The following is a 20,655-nucleotide window of genomic DNA, read 5'->3' on the forward strand; positions in this document are numbered from 1 at the left end:
AAACTAAACTTTCTATCCGGTACTGCTATTATGAACATAACTACGCTGCCAGCCTTAAAAAAATGTTTAATAACCGTATTTGCCGCGGGTATGTTGTTTATTCCGGCAACAGTGCTGAAAGCGCAAAATGTGGCTGCCTATGTTAATCCTTTTATAGGTGCCAGCACCAGCGCCGATGGGGCAGGGGTTTACCATGGCTTAGGTAAAACGTTTCCGGGCGCTGCCTCACCTTACGGGCTTGTACAGTTAAGCCCAAACACCATAACCGGAGGCGACAATGGCTCGGGCTATAGCTATGAACATAAAAGTATTGAAGGCTTTGCTTTTACTCAAATGAGTGGCATTGGCTGGTATGGCGATCTGGGGAATTTTTTGGTAATGCCTACAGCGGGGCCAATTAAAACCAGTGCCGGTAAACCAGGCACTAAAGGGGTTGGATATCGTTCTGCTTACGATAAAAGCACTGAAAAAGCATCGGCCGGATATTACAGTGTTCTGCTAACTGATAATCATATCAAGGCCGAAGCCACTGCCGCCCCTCATAGCGGCATGTTGCGCTTTACCTTTTCTCAAAATAAACAATCGCGTATCCAGATTGATCTGGCCCGAAGGGTAGGGGGAACGTCAACACTGCAATATGTAAAAGTAGTTGATGACCACACTATTGAGGGCTTTATGAAATGCACCCCAGACGGTGGCGGATGGGGCAATGGTGATGGACATGCAGATTATACAGTGTATTTTTATGCACAATTCAGCAAGCCGCTTAAAAACTATGGTATCTGGAGTGCCGATATTCCAAGCGATACCGGCGATAAATACCAGGAACGCGTAGCTAATGCTGAGATCCTTAAAGGATTGAAGGAAAAGCAGGGAAAGCACCTTGGTTTTTATAGCGAATTTGCTACCAAAGCAGGTGAACAGGTATTGCTTAAATCGGGTATTTCATTTGTGAGTATAGCCGGTGCCAAAGCCAATTTGCAAGCCGAAATAAAGGACTGGAATTTCGATGCTGTTCATCAGCATACCGTTAACCTCTGGAATAACGCCTTATCAAAAGTAAGTATCCAGGGGGGCACTACAGAGCAAAAAACGGTGTTTTATACAGCATTGTACCATACCATGATCGATCCCCGCATTGTAAGCGATGTTACCGGGCAATATATGGGTGGTGATGGCAAGGTTCATCATACTACAACATTTAAAAAACGCACCATATTTAGCGGGTGGGACGTTTTCAGGAGCCAGATGCCTTTACAAACCATTATTAACCCTTCGCTGGTTAATGACCTGGTTAATTCGCTGGTTACGCTTGCGAATGAAAAGAAGAAAGATTACCTGGAGCGCTGGGAACTGCTGAATGCATATAGCGGTTGTATGCTTGGCAACCCGGCTGTAGCTGTATTGGCCGATGCTTATGCCAAAGGCATCCGTAATTATAATATACCAGATGCCTATAAATTAGCGGTGAGCACTGTTGAAAAATTTGGCAATGGCGATAAGGGTTTTACTCCGGGTGGTGGCAGCATAAGCTATACGCTTGAATACGCCTATAACGATTGGTGCGTTGCACAGCTTGCAAAAGCGCTTAACAAAACAAAAGACGTAAAAAAATACGGCGAAAGGGGAGAGGCATTTAAAAACATCTTTGATACGGATAAAGGTTGGTTCCGGCCTAAGGATAGTACCGGCAACTGGCTTCCATGGCCTGCAGAGGGGCGGATTAAACAATGGTACGGCTGTATTGAGAGCAACCCTTATCAGCAGGGATGGTTTGTGCCGCAGGATGTTGATGGTATGGCAAAACTGATGGGCGGCCGCGACAAGGTGATAGCTGATCTGAACAATCTTTTTGAAAAAACGCCCGATAACATGATGTGGAACGATTACTACAATCATTCCAATGAGCCTGTGCACCATGTTCCATTTTTATATAACAGGTTGGGCGCTCCATGGCTTACCCAGAAATGGACCCGTGAGATCTGCCGCCGGGCTTATAAAAACTCGGTAGAGGGTTTAGTAGGCAACGAAGATGTGGGGCAAATGTCGGCCTGGTATGTATTGGCAGCGAGTGGTTTGCATCCGGTTTGTCCCGGCGATACCAGGCAGGAGATCACCAGTCCGGTATTTAATAAAGTAACGTTAAAGCTTGATCCTAAATACGCAAAGGGTAAAACCTTTACCATCATCGCCAATAATAATTCGGCAAAAAATATTTATATACAGGGAGCAAAGCTTAACGGCAAAACCTATAATAAATGCTATATCGATTATAAGGATATTGCGGCAGGCGGCGCCCTTGAACTAAGTATGGGCGCAACACCCAATAAAAACTGGGGGATCTGATAATTTAGGATATGCGTGAAGGAAAGATGAGCAGGTTTTTTATATAGAATTGCTAAATCGATTTTATAAATTGAATGATTTGACAGCACTAACCAAACATCAAACCAAATTATAAACCAAACCAAATTATGAAAACAAACCTGTTCACCTGTACCATGACGGCCATGGCCTTGCTGGCCTCATGCAGCAAACAAGCTGCCGTTAAGTACCCCAAACCTTTTGTACGCACAGATTCTGTACAACTAACCAGCGGATCGCCGGTAAGCTCATACGGAACCTTTTTCATCACCAACGTGTTAAGCGGTAAAGCTATTGAAATTAATAGCAGCGGTATGCTTAATGATGGCACCGGTGCGCAGCAAAACCAATACTCGGGCAGTGGTACGGCCACGGCTCCCAACCAAAAATGGATAATTGTACAACAGGGTAGCGGCGCTATAACCAGCACTACCAAATTTAAGATCATGAACGTAGCCAGCGGTAAATATCTGGAAGTACCCTTGGCCACCACGAATCCCGGTACAGGCCTATGGCAGGATAAAGCCAACACTAACAATGCCCAGCAATGGTATATTCAGGCAGTAAGTACCGGCGTTTATAAAATTATTAATGTGGGTAATGGGCTTGCGGTCACCAATCATGGATCATCTGCCACTAATGGTACGCCTATTACCCAGGAAATATTTGTTGCCGGGAATACGGCGCAAACCTGGCTGCTTAACGGGCTTACAGCCGAGGCTTACCGCGACGATGATGTCGTGAACTTTTTTCACCGTACCAATGGCACCGTGGCTTTTGATGAGGGAAAAAGTATCCCGCTTACCTATGGGGCCAACAACGGAAAAGTGCTTTGGATAACCGAAGATGCCTATGAATCGTCACAGCTTCAAAGTAACGGACAGTTATATTGCCAGTTTTTTAAATATCATAATTCGGCCCTGCTGCAGCCGGCCAGTCACAGCTGGGATCAATCACTTACGCCAAATATCACTACCAATAATTCGCCGGTAAACAGCATGGAGATCATTGAAAGCCCGGGCGATCATAACTCAACCTATCGCTGGCCCGGCGCAGGAATTGAGGCCGGTAGCCACGTTTATCTTTACACATTTGAATCGGCCAACGGATCTACACCCGAAAACCAGGTGCTTTATGACTTAACTCAAAACACATCCGGACTTAACTGGGGTACAGCCGCGCGGTTAACACCTGCGGGTATGTCGGGCCAAACAGAAACCGGGTTTTCAAACGGGATGGTTAAAAACGCTACTAACGACTCGGTATATGTTTACGGAAGCAAAAGCGTTTTCTTCAATACGTCCAATGTATTCCTGGCCCGCTTCCCGGTAAGTAACCCGTCTAACTGGTCGTTCTGGACAGGCTCTTCATGGTCGTCAACCCGTACAACCGCTTCGGCGGCAGCTATAAACGTAGGTGCGGGCAATACCACGCAGCAAAATGTGACCATATCAAAAGTGAACAATAAATATGTAATGATGCAAATGGACCTGGGCTATTTTTGTGATCCGGCGAGCCATAACATTTATATTTCAACGGCCGATAGTCCTAAGGGGCCTTTCACTGCGCCTAAAATGGTTTTCACCATCAATGATGTTTACCAGGGCCATTTGGCAAAGTACTATACCCCGGCCATCCACGCTGAGTTTATAAACGGACATAACGAATTGCTTGTTACCTATTGCCTTAATTATAATGGTGATGGCGGCAGCTGCAGCACAACCACCTGCGTAAATAATAACCAGGATCCTAACTTTTACCAGGTAAAAGCAGTAAGGGTTCCGTACAGCCTGGTGGGTTTATAGTTTGAATTTATTTTTTGCTGAACACATTATAATTAACAGTTAATGAAAAAGTTGATTTTATTATTAGTACTGATAGCAGCCCGGGGAGCAGTAACTGCCCAAAACATAGCGCCATTTCGCGCGGGCGACCGGGTGGCTTTTGTTGGCAACAGTATTACAGATGGGGGCCATTACCACTCGTACATCTGGCTGTATTATATGACCCGTTTCCCTAACATGCGGATAACCTGCTATAACGCCGGCATTGGCGGCGATGTTGTAGGACAGATCAACGACCGTTTTGAAGATGATGTGTTCAGCAAAAAGCCAAATGTGTTAACCCTTACCTGGGGCATGAACGACACCGGTTATTTTGAATGGTACCGCCCCGATGCACAGGATGTTATGGATAAAAGGATCCAGGGCTCATACGATAACTATGCACTGCTGGAAAACAAACTAAAGCAACACCCCGAGATCCGTAAAATTTTTATTCTTGGTTCGCCTTATGATGAAACAAGCAAGTTTACTACAAAAAACATCTATCCTAAAAAAAGTGCGGCTTTTTCAAAGGTGATCGATTTTCAGCAAGCAGCAGCGAAAAGAAATAACTGGGGTTATGTTGATTTCTATCATCCCATGACAGAGATCAACCTGCGTGAGCAAGCCAAAGATTCCACCTTCAGCTTAACGCCTAATGACAGGGTGCATCCGGACAATGACGGACACCTGGTGATGGCTTATCTTTTTCTAAAGGCGCAGGGCTTCAGCAATAAGGTAGTGGCTGATGTGGCTGTTGATGCAAAAAGTAAAAAGACCATTAAGGCGGTGAATTGTAAAGTAACTAACGTGGTTTCTTCGGCAGATTCCGTATCGTTCAATTACCTCGCAAATTCATTGCCGTACCCCATTGATACCATTCCGCGTGGCTGGGGAAACCGAAAAAAACAAGCCGATGCGCTTAAGGTTGTGCCGTTTACCAAAGAAATGAACCAGGAGTTGCTTGCCGTTAAAGGGTTAAAAGCAGCTAATTATAATGTACTTATCGATGGCGAAAAAATGGGTAGCTGGTCGGCTGAGCAATTGGGCGCAGGTATCAACCTGGCCGAGATCACTATAACACCGCAATATCAGCAGGCCATCCAGATCAGGGAACTGAACGAGGAACGTTGGGACATTGAAAGGCGTATCCGCATGTATACCTGGATGCAGTTTGACTTTTTAAAAGGCAAAGGCTTGTTATTCCATGATACCAACGCCGCTATGGATACCATAAGCAAGTATGCCAAAAAAGACATTTTTGTTAACGGAAATAAAGATAACTATACCCGTGCCCGTTACAAAAGCCTGCGCGATGCCTGGCAAAAAGAAATGGATGTACTTACCGACCAGATCTATGCTATCAATAAACCGCAAAACCATCGCATCACCATCATCGCCTCAAAATAAAATCACTATATACTGATGAATATTAAAAAGTTACTATCTATTCCATTATTTATTGGCCTTGCGGTTTACAGTTGGAAAGCTGCTGCCGCAACGGTTGATACGGTGCTGACCCACAGTGCTATAATGAATAAAGACATTAAGGCTGTGGTGATCAAGCCGGCCGATTATTCAAGCACCAAAAAGTACCCGGTATTATACCTGCTGCATGGCTTTAGCGGCAATTACAGCGATTGGATTAAAAAAGTCCCTGCTGTTGCCGGTTTGGCCGATACTTATCATTTTATTATAGTTTGTGCCGACGGCGATTTTGCTGGCTGGTATTTTGATAGCCCAACCATTAAGGATTCACAATACGAAACCTATGTAGGTACCGAGCTGGTGAATTGGGTAGATAAGCATTATTCAACCATAACTGACCGAAAGGGGAGGGCCATAACCGGTTTGAGTATGGGCGGACATGGCGCGTTGTATATAGCTTTTAAGCATTTAGACAAATTTGGTGCTGCCGGGAGCATGAGTGGCGCGGTTGATATCAGGCCTTTTCCGGATAGTTTCGGCATCGAACGCGTATTGGGTAAATACAGCGAACACCCCGACAGGTGGGAACAAAACAGCGTGGTAAACCTCATCTACCTGTTAAAACCCAACTCACTTGCTATTACTTTTGATGTTGGTTATGATGATTTCCTTTACCAGGCTAACCAGGAACTGCATGAAAAGTTGCTTGAACGCAAAGTCCCCCATGATTATACTGTAAGGCCGGGAGGCCATACCTGGGAATTTTGGGGCAATTCCATCAACTACCAGGCACTGTTTTTTAGTCGTTTTTTTGGCGGAATGAAATAAATGATGCCGGGTTACCAATAAATTGGTGCTAAGTTTTTAGTTCAATTTACACGTTCAGGTATCGAAAAAGAGAAAATCAGACCTGTGGCTTCCGCTTAAGTACTATGGACTTAAATAGATAACGCTTTTATAATAACAATTACAACATTTTCAACCGATTGCAAATGTTGTAATTGTTAAAATTCCAGTATAGAAATTGTGATTTTAAAAATTATAAAAAAATAACTCGAAAAATTTGCTAAATCGTTTTTATAAACTATATTAGTATCAGATTTCAACATCTGAATTATAAACCAATTAACAAACAGCTTTTAAAACATTTGCTCCGCGGGTTAAAAAATATGAAATTGCTAAAACGATTTTATATTTTCTCTGTCGAAGCACGATGTTAACTAACCCCTATAGTATGAAAAAACTTTACTTTAAGGTTCTTGCTTATTCGGTTTTCGGGGGCTTCCTTGTTTTTACTTCATGTAAAAAGGAAGGTTTCCTGGGGCAAACACAAACATCAAACCTAACCGGCGAGACGGTGTTTACCGATAGTGCTAATACCGTATCGTTTTTAGCCGGTATTTACAGCAATGTTGGTTTTAGTGCGGCGGCAGGAAGGTTTACCTACGGGCCAATACTTTCGCCTACGCCTAACGGCGGTATCGATGCTGCCTCCGACGAAGCGGAAGTATCAGCATCTGCCGGATCAACAGCCCTGGCATTTGAAACGGGCACCATCAATGCCGCCGTGGTTACCGATGATGCGTATAAAACCTGTTATACCAATATCCGCTCGGTAAACCAGTTGCTTAAAAATTTGCCTAAGGCACCAATCAATAATTTCGTCAAAACACAAATGAAAGCCGAGGCGCGGTTTTTACGGGCCTGGTATTATGCTATATTACTGAAACATTACGGCGGTGTGCATTTACTTGGCGACAGTGTTTACACCTATACGGATAAGATCCCGGCTGCCCGCAATACCTATGCCGATTGCGTGAATTATATCCTTGCCGAGTGTGACGCGGCAGCGCAGGACCTGCCGACTGTGCAATCGGGGGTAAACTATGGCCGTGCATCAAAAGGGGCCTGCCTTGCTTTAAAATCAAGGGTGCTGCTTTATGCCGCAAGTCCTTTGTTCAACGGGCAATCTATCGGTGAGGGTAAAACGCTTGAATTGGTGGGATACCCGGCTTACGATAAAGAGCGCTGGAGACTTGCCGAACAAGCTGCGGCCGCCGTTATCTCAACAGGGGTGTATAGCCTCAACGTTGACAATGCCACCGCCCCGGGTTTTGGCTTTCAAAAGCTGTTTACCAAGCGTGTAAACACCGAATATATTTTCCAGTTGATGCGCCCGACCGGCAACGTGGATTTAGAAAACTTATGGCAGCCACCGACCCGTACGGGCAAAAACGGTGCTTTCCCCCTGCAGGGATTGGTTGATGCTTTCCCGATGAGCAACGGTAAAAATATAACAGACCCTACATCAAACTATAATCCCAATAATCCTTATGCTAACCGCGATCCGCGTTTGGATTATAGCATCATCCATGACCAAACGCCTCTGCAAATCAGGCTTTCGTCGGGTACCTCGCCCATAAATATTTTTGTTGGTAAATACAACGGAAATACAACGGGACCTGATGCCGTACATGTTGGCACTACCACCGGATACTACACCAATAAAATGCTCGACCCGGCTGCCGTGGCCAACGATTTTATGCACCGGACAGATCGTTGCCTACCATTGATCCGCTATGCCGAGATCCTGCTGAACTATGCCGAAGCTGCTAATGAATATGAAGGGCCGACCGGATTAGTTTATTCGGCAGTTGAGGCTATCCGTCAACGTGCGGGCTTAAACCCATACCAGCTGCCCGCGGGTTTGAGCCAGGCCGAAATGCGTACGGCTATTCAAAACGAACGCCGTATTGAGCTGGCTTTTGAAGAGCACCGCTTTTGGGATGTGCGCCGCTGGAAAATTGCCGACCAAACTGACAACATCACTACCAAAGGGATGGAAGTTGACCGCGATGGTGCTGCAGTGGCCTACAAACAATTTGATGTGCGCAAACGCAATTTCCGTAAAGCGATGTACCTGTGGCCTTTCCCGCAAAGCGAGGTAGCCAAATCGCCCGAACTGATCCAGAACCCGGGCTATTAATCACCGACAGTATAATAGTATTGATATGAAATATAATTACAAAGCAAAATGGTTTTACTTGCTGTTGATAGCTGTCTTTATGATGGCAGTATCATCATGTAAAACCGAAAAGATAGTTCCCGGAAGCGAGGCTCCCAAAGATATCGCCGGCAACTGGCGGGTGATCAAAGCTACCCGTAATGGCACCGATTTAACCTCCATTATTGATTTTAGCCAGTTCAGGATCAGCTTTACCGATAAAGGGTATACACTGGTGAACAAATTGCCCTTTCTGGTAAGCAAGGATGGTGCTTTTGCACTTGATGATCCGCAGTACCCGTTTAAGATCACCTTTACTGCCACGGGCGATAAACCGGTTTCAACAGCTTTTACTTATCCTATAGTAAACGGCAAAAGGCAGCTTAGTATCACCTTCAGTCCGGGCTGTACCAATAATACTTATGTGTACGTGCTTGAAAAAGCCAATTGATAAACTAAAAGCAACCGATAAATTATGAGATCATATTTACATATAAAAGGTAAAAATTTATGGAAGCTGTGTGCTTTGGTGGTGCTGGGTATTGCTTTAGCCTGCTGCGGCGAACAAATTACCAGTGTTGATCAGCCGGCCACAGCTACCGTAGGTTCAGTTGTGCCGATAACGGTACACTGTGATATCCCTACCGTGGGAGATGGAGGCCCCGACTACCTCATTTTTGGTTTTTTGGTGCCTAAAGGCTGGAAGGCAGCGCAGAATACCACCATAACTTACACCAGCAAACAAGGTAACGGAACCATGTCCCTGATACCCGACGGTACTTTACCTAAAAAGGGCGACGGCCTTACCTGGTCGGCATACATGAAAAAAACTTTCGGTAACGGTGGTAACCTTATTGATGACATGGAATGGGTGGCTTACCAAACTGATAAAGCCTACAGCCATACCGGTGGGGTAGAGTTTATTGTCGACCTGAATATCAAAACAAAAGTAGGCGCCGATAATAATAACATGTTGGTTAAACTGGGCTATACCATAACCGACAGCGGTAACGGTTTTACCAGCGATGGCAATGGTACTTATTACAGTGTGCTGCTTGGTAATACCTGTTTTGAAGTAACCGGCGGCAGCGGTGACCTGGTTGACTTTTGTAACCCGCAGCTTACCACAATCGATCCGCCAAAATCATTGGATAACGATTTTGTAACCCTGACTTTTGATGGTACAGTTACCGATACACAGTTAAGCGGCGCAAGTGAAGTTTACCTGTGCGCAAAGGCCTACACCAGCGATGGCAAAACCATAAACGTTTGTGAGCAAACCTCTAAAACATTATTGAAACAAACTACTGCCACCAGTAAAAAGTACCAGCTTACGTTTTGGCCGAGATCATTCTTTAATGCAGGGGATACGCAAACCATCACAAGAATGGAGTACTTCCTTACAGATAAAACTGGCAAGGTAAAAGTAGGCTATGGTAATACTGATGCCCCGTTCACCTATACATTTAAATGCGGTTGATCTGTAGATGAAATAAACAAGCAGATGCATCTAACTATACAGGATCTGCTAAAACGATATTTAAACCTTTTGCCAACAATTTTAAACCTGAAAAATATGGCTTATTGCTACATAAATAAATGTTTAACAGGTATCACGCTGTTGATGCTGCTACTGGTTAAAACCAGCTATGCAGCCATGCAGCAGGATACAGCTGCCGTGGCGCCTGCACGGCCCGGTCAGGTAAGCGGTATTGTACTTGATGAGTATGGTAACCCACTGCAGGGTGTTAAAGTAATCAATAAAGGAAAAAATAGTACCCTGACTACCGGTAAAGACGGCATGTTTGCTATCAACGCCATAAAGGGAGATGCCCTGGTATTTACTGCCGCGAATTATAACGCCCGCCAGGTTACCGTTAAAAACACTGCTAAATTAACGGTGAGGCTCATAGATACCTATATTCAGGCACCTAAAACCATTAATGTGCTTTATGATACCATAAGCACATCAAAAAATGTGGGTGCCATATCAACTATCTATACCAATCAACTTACCAGCACCCCTGCAACTTTATATACCTATGCTTTACCCGGGCAACTCCCCGGTTTATATACCCAGCAGTATAGCGGTTTCGCCGCACCTCAAACCGGCGTGCAGACGGTAAATGACTTTATCGGGGCGGTAGTGCAGCACAATAATTATTCGGCCAATGACAATACCGAGTTCGGCCTTTCATTAAGAGGGCAGGGGCCGATAACGATTATCGATGGTGTTCAGCGTGAGATAGCGTCGCTTGATCCGGAAAGTATCGAATCGGTTTCAGTGTTGAAGGATGCGCTTTCAAATATGATGCTGGGCATCAACAGTTCGCGCGGTACTTTACTTATTACTACTAAACGCGGTCAGGTGGGTACGCCGCATATTTCATTCACTGCACAAACAGGCACCCAGCAGCCTTTGGGCTTGCCAAACCCGCTGCCTGCTTATCAATATGCGTATTTATATAATGAAGCGTTACAAAACGATGGTAAGCCGGCCCTTTACAGCAGTGCCGATTTTAACGCCTACCGCAACCACACCGACCCTTTACGACATCCGGACGTTAACTGGTTTAAAACCATATTGCGCGATAATTCGCCGATGACCAGCTACAAGCTGAATGTTAACGGCGGTACCCAGGTAGCGCGGTACAGCGTGTCATTAAACTACCTTGACCAGGCCGGGATGTTCCGCACCGCATCAGCTGTACCCTACAACACCAATAATGATCTTAACCGCTATATCATTAACTCCGATCTCGCGGTTAACGTAACCAAAAAATTTACGGTCGATCTTCAGTTATTTGGCCGTATCCAGCAAAGCACGCAGCCAGGGGCAGGATATGGAAACATATTGGGCGCTCTTTACAGCACGCCAAACAATGCATATCCGCTTTATAATCCAAATAACACATTTGGCGGTACAACAACATATACCAACAACCTGCTTTCGCAAACCGAGTTTTCAGGCTATCAGCGCACCAGCAGCAATGATGTACTGGCCAACCTCGATCTGAATTATAACCTCAGCAGCATAACACCAGGCTTATCGGCAAAGGCAAAAGGCAACCTTGCTTTTTCATCGCAAAGTTTTTTAAATCGCTCATTGCAAAATAATGCCTATTCTTTTAACGCCGACAGTTCTTATTCGGCAGTGGGCTCATCGGTTGCGCAAAACAATTCGTTCAGTACGGTTTCAAGCGCCCGCTACTCGTTTGCCCAGGCATCAGTTAATTACGACAGGACTTTTGGCAAAAGCAATATAACCGGTATGGCACTGTATGATGTACGCTCGGTTGTATTAAACTATGACCTTTCGCAGGTAACAACAAACCGTGCATTAAAAGCGGGTTATAATTATGACGGTAAATACTTTATTGAAGCGGCTGTCAACAGTAGCGGTTATAACCGTTATCCTCCGGGCAATCAATATGGCTTGTTTTACGCCGGCGGTATTGGCTGGCAAATGGGTAAAGAGGATTTTATTAAAGATAATTTCAGCTGGATAAACTCATGGAAATGGCGCGCCACCTATGGTAAAACCGGAAACAACAACGTAGATAATTACGGTTATTATAACTTTTTGCAAACCTACGGCCCTTCGCAGGGTTATTCATACAGCACGGGTACCAGCAAAAGCCCGGTACAGGGTTATTTTGAAAACACATTGGCCAACCCGTACATCCGTTGGGAAAAAGCCCGCAAGCTGGATATAGGGGCCGATATTTCCCTGTTTAATAATCATTTCAATATTACTGCCGATTATTACCACGACAGGTATTATGATCTGTTGCAGGTTAGAGGAAACAGTATTGCTTTGTTAGGTACTTCATATCCTTACGAAAATTTGGGTATTAATCTTTACAAAGGCGCTGAGCTTACTTTAACTTATCAAAATCACATCCAAAATTTCAATTACTTTATTTCGGGTAATGCCTCTATCCAATCGTCAAAAATTATTTTTAGCGACGAAGAGCCATATCCTTACCCATGGCTCAGGCATACCGGTCGCTCAACCAACGCTATTTATGGTTACACGGCTATCGGTTATTTCAAGGATGCCCAGGATGCTGCCACCAGTGCAACAACTACCGGTTACACCGCACAGGCAGGAGATGTAAAATACAAAGACCTTAACGGCGATCATATTATCAACCAGTTTGATGTTTCGGCTATAGGCGGTAACCGGCCGCTGGTTTATTATGGCTTTTCGGCGGGTTTCAATTACAAAGGTTTTAGTCTGAGTTTCCTGTTACAGGGCGTAGCGAACCGTGAGCTGATGTTCAATAACTCGCAGGTGAACGGCTTTGCAGGTGTGGGTTTCCTCGGGCTTACTTACAGCGGGCAGGCGTACAACACCATTTTAGGCCGGTGGACACCCGAAACCGCTGCTACGGCTACTGCGCCAAGGTTATCAATAGGTAACGCCAATAATACCGCCAACTCAACCTTGTACCTGCGCAAGGGCAACTATATAAGGCTTAAAAATGCCGAGGTAGGTTACAACCTGCCTTATGAGTGGGCGCATAAGCTTAGGCTATCGGGCTTGAGAATATTTGTGAACGGCGAAAACCTGTATACACTGTATGGCTACAAAGATTTTGATCCGGAGGTATACGGTACTGCTTACCCAATTCAAAGGGTAATAAATGCCGGCGTTAACATTAAGCTTTGATTTTGGCCATCATAAAAATATTACGATCATGAAGAGTTTCAACAAAATAATTTTAGCGGCCGCCGGCATCTTAACCATAATGGCCGGCTGTAAAAAATATGAGCAGTTCCCGGTTGATAAGGTGACTATCAATTACGTGTTTGACAAAAAGGACTCCTTAGGTACCAATGCCCAAATGTTCCTGTATGGGATTTATGCAGCGCTCCAAAACGGGCACAACAGGGTAGGGAACGACTACCTTGACGCGGCCAGTGATGATGCCATGTCATCGGCTTCGGTATCATCAAATGTAGTAACCATACTTTCAACAGCATCTTATAATTCATATACCATCCCCGCCGGTGAAAACCTTTGGGCTTATTACTACGCAGGCATCCGCAAGGCAAATGAGTTTGTGAACAATATTGATGTAGTGCCGGTACTTGCACAATACCATGGTTACTCCATGAAATATGTATGGAAAAGCGAGGCACGTTTTTTAAGGGCGCTATATTACTTTGAACTGGTTAAACGTTACGGTGGCGTTCCCTTATTGGGCAACAAGGTGTTTACTATAACAGATAATGTGGCCTTGCCTCGTAATTCCTTCGCCGATTGTATCAAATATATTGTAAGCGAATGCGATGCCATTAAGGATACCCTGATGACCGCGCCGCTAAGCAACCCTAATGCCGATTATCACCGCCCTACCAAAGGCGCCGCCATGGCTTTAAAGGCTAAAGTACTGCTGTATGCGGCAAGCCCATTATTTAACGGGCAGAATATCGATGCCTCAAATCCGCTAACCGGTTACACCGATTTTAGCGCCGACAGGTGGGCACAGGCCGCTGCTGCCGAAAAAGCGGTAATGGACCTGAATGTTTATTCGTTATTGCCCAGCTTTAAAGATGTATTTCTGACTCAAAACAGCTCTGAAAATATATTTATCCGGCAAACAGATAATTCATCCTCGATTGAAACCACTAACGGTCCGGTTGGATTTACCGGGGCAGTAGGCAAGGGGCAAACCAGTCCGACACAGCAATTGGTTGATGCCTTCCCCATGAAAAGCGGTTTGGCTATTACTGATCCGGCATCAGGTTATAACCCTGATAATCCTTACCAGAACCGCGACCCGCGCTTAACCTATACCGTGCTCTATAACGGTGCAAGATGGCTTAACTCAGATCTGCAATTGTATGAAGGAGGGGCCAGCAAACCCAACGGCTCATTACAGCAAACCAAAACAGGCTATTACATGCGCAAGTTCATGGGCAATTTTGAAAACACCAATGCCTACGCTGCTCATGTCATAGACTGGCAGATCCTGCGCTATGCTGATGTGGTTTTAGGCTATGCCGAATCACTCAATGAATCGGCCGGAGCAACTCCCGAGGTTTATAATGCTGTTATCAGCATCAGGAGAAGGGCAGGGATAGATGCGGGCACCGGCAATTACGGACTTAAAGCCGGTATGAGCAAAGCGGAGATGCGCGCCATCATCCAAAATGAGCGGCGCCTGGAAATGGCTTTTGAAGAGAACCGCTACTGGGACATCCGCCGCTGGAAAATTGCTGAAACGGTAATGAACCAGCCGCAAAAGGGGATCAGCATTGTGAAGATAGGCTCCAGCCTTACCTATAACGTGGTGAATGCGCTCACCACCAAATTCGAAGCGCCTAAGATGTACCTGTACCCGATACCTTATGACGAGGTTTTGAAGAACCCGAATATGAAACAAAATCCAGGATGGTAATCTCAAAACTTCAGCCAGTTAAACCAAAAAAATTAAGCTTTATGAGAAAAATAATACTTCTCTTCCAGATATTAATGATCCTGCTCCCGGCGGTGTCATTTGCGCAAAGCAGGACCGTAACAGGTACTGTACGCGATATTACCGGGGTATTGCCAGGGGTATCGGTTATTGAAAAAGGTGTCCCCAATAACGGTGCTATTACAGATCAGGGTGGTAAGTTCAGGCTTGTTCTTAAAGGGCAGTCAAATACCATCATTGTGCGTTTCATCGGTTATATCCAGCGTGAGCTCCGCGTGTCGGAATCGGGCAGAATGGATATTATTCTGCAAACCAATACCAACGGTTTGGATGAAGTAGCCGTAGTAGCTTACGGAACTAAAAAAAGGATCACCAATACCGGTGCTGTAAGTTCCATTTCGGCCAGTGAGATTCGTACCGTGCCAACAGCCAACGTGCAAAATGCTTTAACCGGTAAATTACCGGGCTTTTTTTCGCAGCAGGGTTCGGGCCAGCCGGGTAAGGATGCTTCCGATTTTTATATCCGCGGGGTAAGCTCGTTAAACCCATCGGGTAACCAGCCGTTGATTATTGTAGATGACATTGAATATAGCTATGACCAGCTGCAGCAGATCAATGTGAATGAGATAGAGAGCATCTCGATTCTGAAAGACGCTTCAACTACAGCTATCTACGGTATCAAAGGCGCTAACGGCGTATTAGTGGTAACCACCCGCCGCGGCAAGGCCGGCACCCCTAAAGTTAACCTGCGTGTGGAAAGTGGCATCCAGCAGCCTACTAAAACGCCGCAGTTTTTAGATTCGTACAATACGGCGGTACTCATTAATGAGGCCCAGCATAATGACGGCATCCCGCTTAGCTTTACCCAGCAGGACCTTGACCTGTTTAAAAATGGATCCGATCCATACGGTCACCCCAATGTTGATTGGTATAACAAGATCTTCAAGAAATATACCTATCAAACCAATGCCAACCTGGATATTTCGGGTGGTACAACCGGGGTGAAATATTTTATCTCCGGAGGTGCCTTAAACCAAAATGGTTTGGTACGTGATTTTGCCGATCCGCAAAGTTTGGTGAATACCAATTACTATTTCAAACGTTATAACTTTCGCTCAAACCTCGATCTGAAAGCCAATAAAACGCTTGATCTGCGACTGGACATTACCGCCCGTTTTTCGGACCTGAACCAGCCTTATAACCAGAACGCCGTGAGTGAGGTATATAATTTTACCAAAGAAACGCCTTTTACAGCGCCGTATCTTAACCCTAACGGAAGTTATTCATACGCCTATTCATCGTTTAATCCCGATCACCTGCCAACGCTTAACGCCAGGCTGGCAACGGGCGGCTATCAGCATTCCCGTCGTACCGATTTTAACGTGCTTTTTGGTGCTACCCAAAGGCTCGATGCTTTAACCAATGGCCTTTCGGTAACGGGCAGGGTTGCTTATTCAAGCATTGAACAATTTACCAAGCAAATTTTTAACGGTGGTATCCCTGCCTATCATTACGATCCGGCTACTAATCAATATTCCTTAAGGCCGGGTGCTACTTATGTGTATCAAACTTATGCTTTAACGGGCAGCACCGATATCAATACCAATAACTACAACCTGCAGCTTTATGCCAACTACGACAGGACATTCCGTGGTTCGCACCATTTTTCGGGATTGTTGTTGTTCAATCAAACTTCGCAAACGTATTTCACCTATCCGCTGCTTGATGGCGCGCAGGTTGGTGTGCCGCAAAAGTTCCGCGGTATATCGGGCAAGGTGGGATATGACTTTAAACAGAAATTTCTGTTCGACTTTAACGTAGCCTATAACGGCACCGACCGCTTTGCCGCTAATCATCGCTTTGGGATTTTTCCGGCTGTGAGCTTTGGTTACAATATCGCCAAAGAGTCGTTCTTTGAAAAGGCGCTCCCTATGTTCAGTCTTTTGAAAATAAGGGGCAGTTATGGTTTGGTTGGTTCGGATGCAGCGCCGGGTAACCGTTATGTATATAACCAGGTTTACAACCAGGGCGGTGGTTACAATTTTGGCGAAACAGCTCAAAACTACAATACTATATATGAAGGCTCATTGGGCAATCCGAACGTAGTTTGGGAACGTGCTAAAAAGATCGACATAGGCCTGGATGCCAACTTGTTTAATGATAAAATATCTATTACGGCCGATTATTTCCACGATATCCGTTACAATCAGCTGATTACACCGGGGAGTATACCGGAGATTTTGGGTGTTGGTTTGCCTGCCGTAAATATCGGTAAAACCCGTAACCAGGGCCTCGACGGGCAGATCAGCTATCATAGCACGCTTGGCAAAGTACAGTATAACGTTGGTTTCGTGTTCTCGTACGCTAAAAACAAGATCCTCTATGAGGATGAGGCTACCCCGGCATATCCATGGCTGGCGCAAACCGGTCATTCAATCGGGCAGCAATATGGTTATCACTTTTTGGGATACTATACCGCTGCCGATATTGCCGCCATCAATTCGGGAAGCAAATCGGTACCCGTACCAGATAACGGTATCCCGCTACAGCCCGGCGATCTGAAATACCAGGACCTGAACGGTGACGGCGTTATTAATGTGTTTGACAAAAGGCCGATAGGCAATCCGAACCTGCCAAACACCATACTCGGTCTTTCATTGCAGGCAGTTTACAAAGGTTTTAGTGTAAGTGTGCTTTTGCAGGGATCGTTCAATTACAGTTTCGCGGTGATTGGTACAGGTATCGAACCATTTCAAAGCCAGTTTCAACCCATACACCAGGAACGCTGGACGCCCGAAAACCCGGTTAATGCCGCCTTCCCAAGGTTAACTACCAATCCAACTTCGGTAAACAGCCCTACGGCTTATTTTTCTGATTACTGGTTATTAAACGCGCATTACGTGCGGTTAAAAACGGTTGATATCGGTTATCAATTGCCAACCAAGCTGTTACCATTTAAGATTAATAACGCCCGCATTTATATGAGCGCGTATAACCTGCTCACTTTTGATAACTACAAAAAATATCAGCAGGACCCCGAAATTGCTACCAATACCGCGGGCGATGCGTACATTAACCAGCGGGTGATTAACCTGGGCATCCAGGCAGGTTTTTAAAAACCAATAGATAAACCATAAGGGGCCGGCGTTGCGGTGCCGGCTTCCTTTTTTGATTTGGCAGATAAACTTTAAATTAGGATATGTTTCCAATCATCGGCGATCTGATATATCATCTCTTCCATATCCGGATAGGATTTCCTATCCAAACGCTTGGCTTTTTTATTGCACTCGCCTTTTTATTTGCCTACATAGTGTTTACTTCAGAATTTAAACGGTATGAAACTATTGGAAAGATCAGTGCATTTAAGCGGAAGGTAATCATCGGAAAACCAGCTTCAGCAACTGAAATGATCATTAATTTTTTGCCCGGTTTTTTATTTGGCTTTAAACTTTTTGGAGCCGTTTTTAATTACCAGGTTTTTGCTGCAAACCCGCGGGCATATATTCTTTCATTGCAGGGAAATTTAACAGCCGGCGTACTTATTGGCGGTGCATTTGCCTTTTGGATTTACCGCGATCGCAAGAAATTTGCATTGCCTAAACCGCAAACAACTGAATATTCGGTACACCCTTATCAATTAATGGGGCTGATTGTTTTCAGTGTTGGATTTTTCGGTTTCATTGGTGCCAAACTTTTTGATATCGTTGAGCATTTTGGCAGGTTGAGACATGATCCGCTGGGTACTATATTTTCGGCCAACGGGTTTGCTTATTACGGCGGCCTGATCTTTGGCGCATTAACTTATTTGTATATCGGCCACCGGCATAACATGAAGCTGGCCCACCTTGCGGATATCGGTTCGCCGGGCATGATGCTGGCGTATGGCATTGGTCGTATTGGTTGCCAACTGGCGGGTGACGGTGATTGGGGTAAGGTTAACCCACATCTAAAACCCGGTTTTTTAAGCTGGCTGCCCGATTGGATATGGGCGTTCAATTATCCGCATAATGCTGTCAATGCCGGTACACTAATACCTGGTTGCCTGGGTAACTATTGCAATCAACTGGCCAACCCGGTATACCCCACGCCGTTTTATGAGGCTGCACTTTGCATTGGTATGTTTTTGCTGATGTGGGTTTTTCGTAAACGGATAGTTACACCCGGTTTTATGTTTTTCCTGTACCTTGTGTTAAACGGTACCGAGCGTTTTTTGATAGAGCAGATCCGGATAAACCCGGTTTATCATTTTTTAGGTTTACCATTTACCCAGGCCGGCTTCATTGGCTTTTTAATGCTGATGGGTGGATTAACAGGCTTTATTGCGCTGTTTATTAAACGCAAAAGCCATCATTATAAACATTTACCAGTATAAATATTATTTAATGAAGAAAATTACCCTTGTTTGTTTAGCTTGTTTGGGCCTGGTTTTAACCAATAGAGCCTTTGCGCAAAAAGCTGACACTGTTAATCTTACCGATATTAAATTTAAGGCAGAGGCCGCACCGGAATGGTCGGCCCTGTTAAAGCGTGATTCGGGCTGGTTTGGGGGCGATGGTATTTATACTATCCCTTTGAATGGCAAGGAGACCGGCCAGGCGAAACATAACGATAAAGTACTTTTTATTTTCAGCGACAGCATGATAGGCGCGGTGCGTGATAACACTATGGCTCCGGGGGCCATCATGATCCACAATGCCGTAGCTGAACTAAAAGGCAATGAGCCTTTGGATAAACAAATGAAATTTTATTGGGATAAAAATGCTAAAGGAAAACCGGAGTCTATTTTTATCCCCCATACACCTAAAACAGGAGCTACAGATTACTACTGGCTTGGCGATGGCTTTGTAAACCAGGCATTGGATAACAATATCTATATTTTTGGTTACAGGGTACATAACGTAAGCAACGAAGCATTTGGTTTCAGAGAGGTTGGCAACACGCTCATCAAGATCCCGGCAAACAGTAAACCTCCTTATAAAGACCTTAAACAAATGGATACGCCGTTTTACCTGGTAGATGAAAAAGGAGAAAGCGGCTCCTTTGGTGCGGGCATTTATGTAAACACCAAAGAGGCAGGTGCTCCCAAGCCCGATGGTTATATTTATGTTTATGGCGTGAGAGGCGTGGCCAAGCATTTGATGGTTGCCCGTGTATTGCCAAAAGATTTTGAAGATTACAGTAAATGGACTTTTTACGATGGTAAAGCTTGGGTAAGCGATATGGAACAGGTTGCCAATGTAACAAGCAGCGTATCAAATGAGTTAAGTTTTAGTCCGCTTCCGGATGGTCGTTACGCGCTGATATTCCAGGTAGGGGGGATGACCACATCGGTGGGGATGCGGATAGGTGCAAGCCCGGTAGGTCCGTTTGGCCCGATCATTAAATTATGGGATTGCAAGCCTGATCTTATCGCCAAAACGTTTGTGGTTTATAATGCCAAGGCGCATCCAAGCCTATCAAAGCCCGGTGAACTGCTGATCAGCTATAACATTAACTCGGTTGATTTTTTAAACGATCTGAAGAAATATCCAAACCTGTACAGGCCAAGATTTATCAGGGTAAAGTTTAACGAACACGAATAGGCTCGAATTGAAGGAGCACGAATGGA

General features: G+C 45.0%; 12 protein-coding genes. All 12 read left to right on the forward strand.

Annotation, left to right across the window (positions count from 1 at the left end; translation table 11 throughout):
- Nucleotides 1-30 precede the first annotated feature (30 nt).
- The 12 genes from BLP33_RS10405 (at nt 31) to BLP33_RS10460 (ending at nt 20,629) form a co-directional block, all read left to right on the forward strand.
- Nucleotides 31-2,346 (forward strand): GH92 family glycosyl hydrolase, encoded by a 2,316-nt coding sequence (locus BLP33_RS10405; protein WP_254780096.1) that lies wholly within the window; start codon nt 31-33, stop codon nt 2,344-2,346.
- 128 nt (nt 2,347-2,474) lie between these two features.
- Nucleotides 2,475-4,169 (forward strand): RICIN domain-containing protein, encoded by a 1,695-nt coding sequence (locus tag BLP33_RS10410; protein WP_090527257.1) that lies wholly within the window; start codon nt 2,475-2,477, stop codon nt 4,167-4,169.
- Nucleotides 4,170-4,211: 42 nt separating this feature from the next.
- On the forward strand, nt 4,212-5,597 hold the full coding sequence (locus tag BLP33_RS10415) for an SGNH/GDSL hydrolase family protein (RefSeq protein WP_090527261.1): 1,386 nt from the start codon (nt 4,212-4,214) through the stop codon (nt 5,595-5,597).
- A 15-nt stretch (nt 5,598-5,612) separates the two neighbouring features.
- A complete protein-coding gene (locus BLP33_RS10420; RefSeq protein ID WP_090527265.1) occupies nt 5,613-6,443 on the forward strand; it encodes an alpha/beta hydrolase in 831 nt (276 codons plus the stop codon).
- 406 nt (nt 6,444-6,849) lie between these two features.
- The gene (locus BLP33_RS10425; RefSeq protein ID WP_090527675.1) at nt 6,850-8,601 is read left to right on the forward strand and encodes a RagB/SusD family nutrient uptake outer membrane protein; all 1,752 of its coding nucleotides are present in this window, start codon (nt 6,850-6,852) and stop codon (nt 8,599-8,601) included.
- 25 nt (nt 8,602-8,626) lie between these two features.
- Nucleotides 8,627-9,070, forward strand: coding sequence for a DUF5004 domain-containing protein (locus tag BLP33_RS10430; RefSeq protein WP_090527268.1), 444 nt, complete (start codon nt 8,627-8,629; stop codon nt 9,068-9,070).
- A gap of 24 nt (nt 9,071-9,094) precedes the next feature.
- Nucleotides 9,095-10,099 (forward strand): DUF4961 domain-containing protein, encoded by a 1,005-nt coding sequence (locus BLP33_RS10435; protein ID WP_090527271.1) that lies wholly within the window; start codon nt 9,095-9,097, stop codon nt 10,097-10,099.
- Between the two features lie 96 nt (nt 10,100-10,195).
- Nucleotides 10,196-13,294 (forward strand): SusC/RagA family TonB-linked outer membrane protein, encoded by a 3,099-nt coding sequence (locus BLP33_RS10440; RefSeq protein WP_090527677.1) that lies wholly within the window; start codon nt 10,196-10,198, stop codon nt 13,292-13,294.
- A 28-nt stretch (nt 13,295-13,322) separates the two neighbouring features.
- Nucleotides 13,323-15,029: a RagB/SusD family nutrient uptake outer membrane protein gene (locus BLP33_RS10445; RefSeq protein ID WP_090527680.1), complete on the forward strand. Its 1,707-nt coding sequence runs from the start codon at nt 13,323-13,325 to the stop codon at nt 15,027-15,029.
- Between the two features lie 41 nt (nt 15,030-15,070).
- Nucleotides 15,071-18,163, forward strand: a complete 3,093-nt coding sequence (locus BLP33_RS10450; protein ID WP_090527683.1) for a SusC/RagA family TonB-linked outer membrane protein — start codon at nt 15,071-15,073, stop codon at nt 18,161-18,163.
- A gap of 83 nt (nt 18,164-18,246) precedes the next feature.
- Nucleotides 18,247-19,419, forward strand: coding sequence for a prolipoprotein diacylglyceryl transferase (locus BLP33_RS10455; RefSeq protein ID WP_090527274.1), 1,173 nt, complete (start codon nt 18,247-18,249; stop codon nt 19,417-19,419).
- A 10-nt stretch (nt 19,420-19,429) separates the two neighbouring features.
- Nucleotides 19,430-20,629, forward strand: coding sequence for a DUF4185 domain-containing protein (locus BLP33_RS10460; protein WP_090527277.1), 1,200 nt, complete (start codon nt 19,430-19,432; stop codon nt 20,627-20,629).
- Nucleotides 20,630-20,655: the final 26 nt, after the last annotated feature.

The organism is Mucilaginibacter sp. NFR10, assembly GCF_900100445.1.
Classification (GTDB): Bacteria; Bacteroidota; Bacteroidia; order Sphingobacteriales; family Sphingobacteriaceae; genus Mucilaginibacter; species Mucilaginibacter rubeus.

Bases quoted from the DNA above. Each gene is read 5' to 3' on its own strand.
- BLP33_RS10405 (WP_254780096.1), top strand. From the start codon at position 31: ATGAACATAACTACGCTGCCAGCCTTAAAAAAATGTTTAATAACCGTA.
- BLP33_RS10410 (WP_090527257.1), top strand. From the start codon at position 2,475: ATGAAAACAAACCTGTTCACCTGTACCATGACGGCCATGGCCTTGCTG.
- BLP33_RS10415 (WP_090527261.1), top strand. From the start codon at position 4,212: ATGAAAAAGTTGATTTTATTATTAGTACTGATAGCAGCCCGGGGAGCA.
- BLP33_RS10420 (WP_090527265.1), top strand. From the start codon at position 5,613: ATGAATATTAAAAAGTTACTATCTATTCCATTATTTATTGGCCTTGCG.
- BLP33_RS10425 (WP_090527675.1), top strand. From the start codon at position 6,850: ATGAAAAAACTTTACTTTAAGGTTCTTGCTTATTCGGTTTTCGGGGGC.
- BLP33_RS10430 (WP_090527268.1), top strand. From the start codon at position 8,627: ATGAAATATAATTACAAAGCAAAATGGTTTTACTTGCTGTTGATAGCT.
- BLP33_RS10435 (WP_090527271.1), top strand. From the start codon at position 9,095: ATGAGATCATATTTACATATAAAAGGTAAAAATTTATGGAAGCTGTGT.
- BLP33_RS10440 (WP_090527677.1), top strand. From the start codon at position 10,196: ATGGCTTATTGCTACATAAATAAATGTTTAACAGGTATCACGCTGTTG.
- BLP33_RS10445 (WP_090527680.1), top strand. From the start codon at position 13,323: ATGAAGAGTTTCAACAAAATAATTTTAGCGGCCGCCGGCATCTTAACC.
- BLP33_RS10450 (WP_090527683.1), top strand. From the start codon at position 15,071: ATGAGAAAAATAATACTTCTCTTCCAGATATTAATGATCCTGCTCCCG.
- BLP33_RS10455 (WP_090527274.1), top strand. From the start codon at position 18,247: ATGTTTCCAATCATCGGCGATCTGATATATCATCTCTTCCATATCCGG.
- BLP33_RS10460 (WP_090527277.1), top strand. From the start codon at position 19,430: ATGAAGAAAATTACCCTTGTTTGTTTAGCTTGTTTGGGCCTGGTTTTA.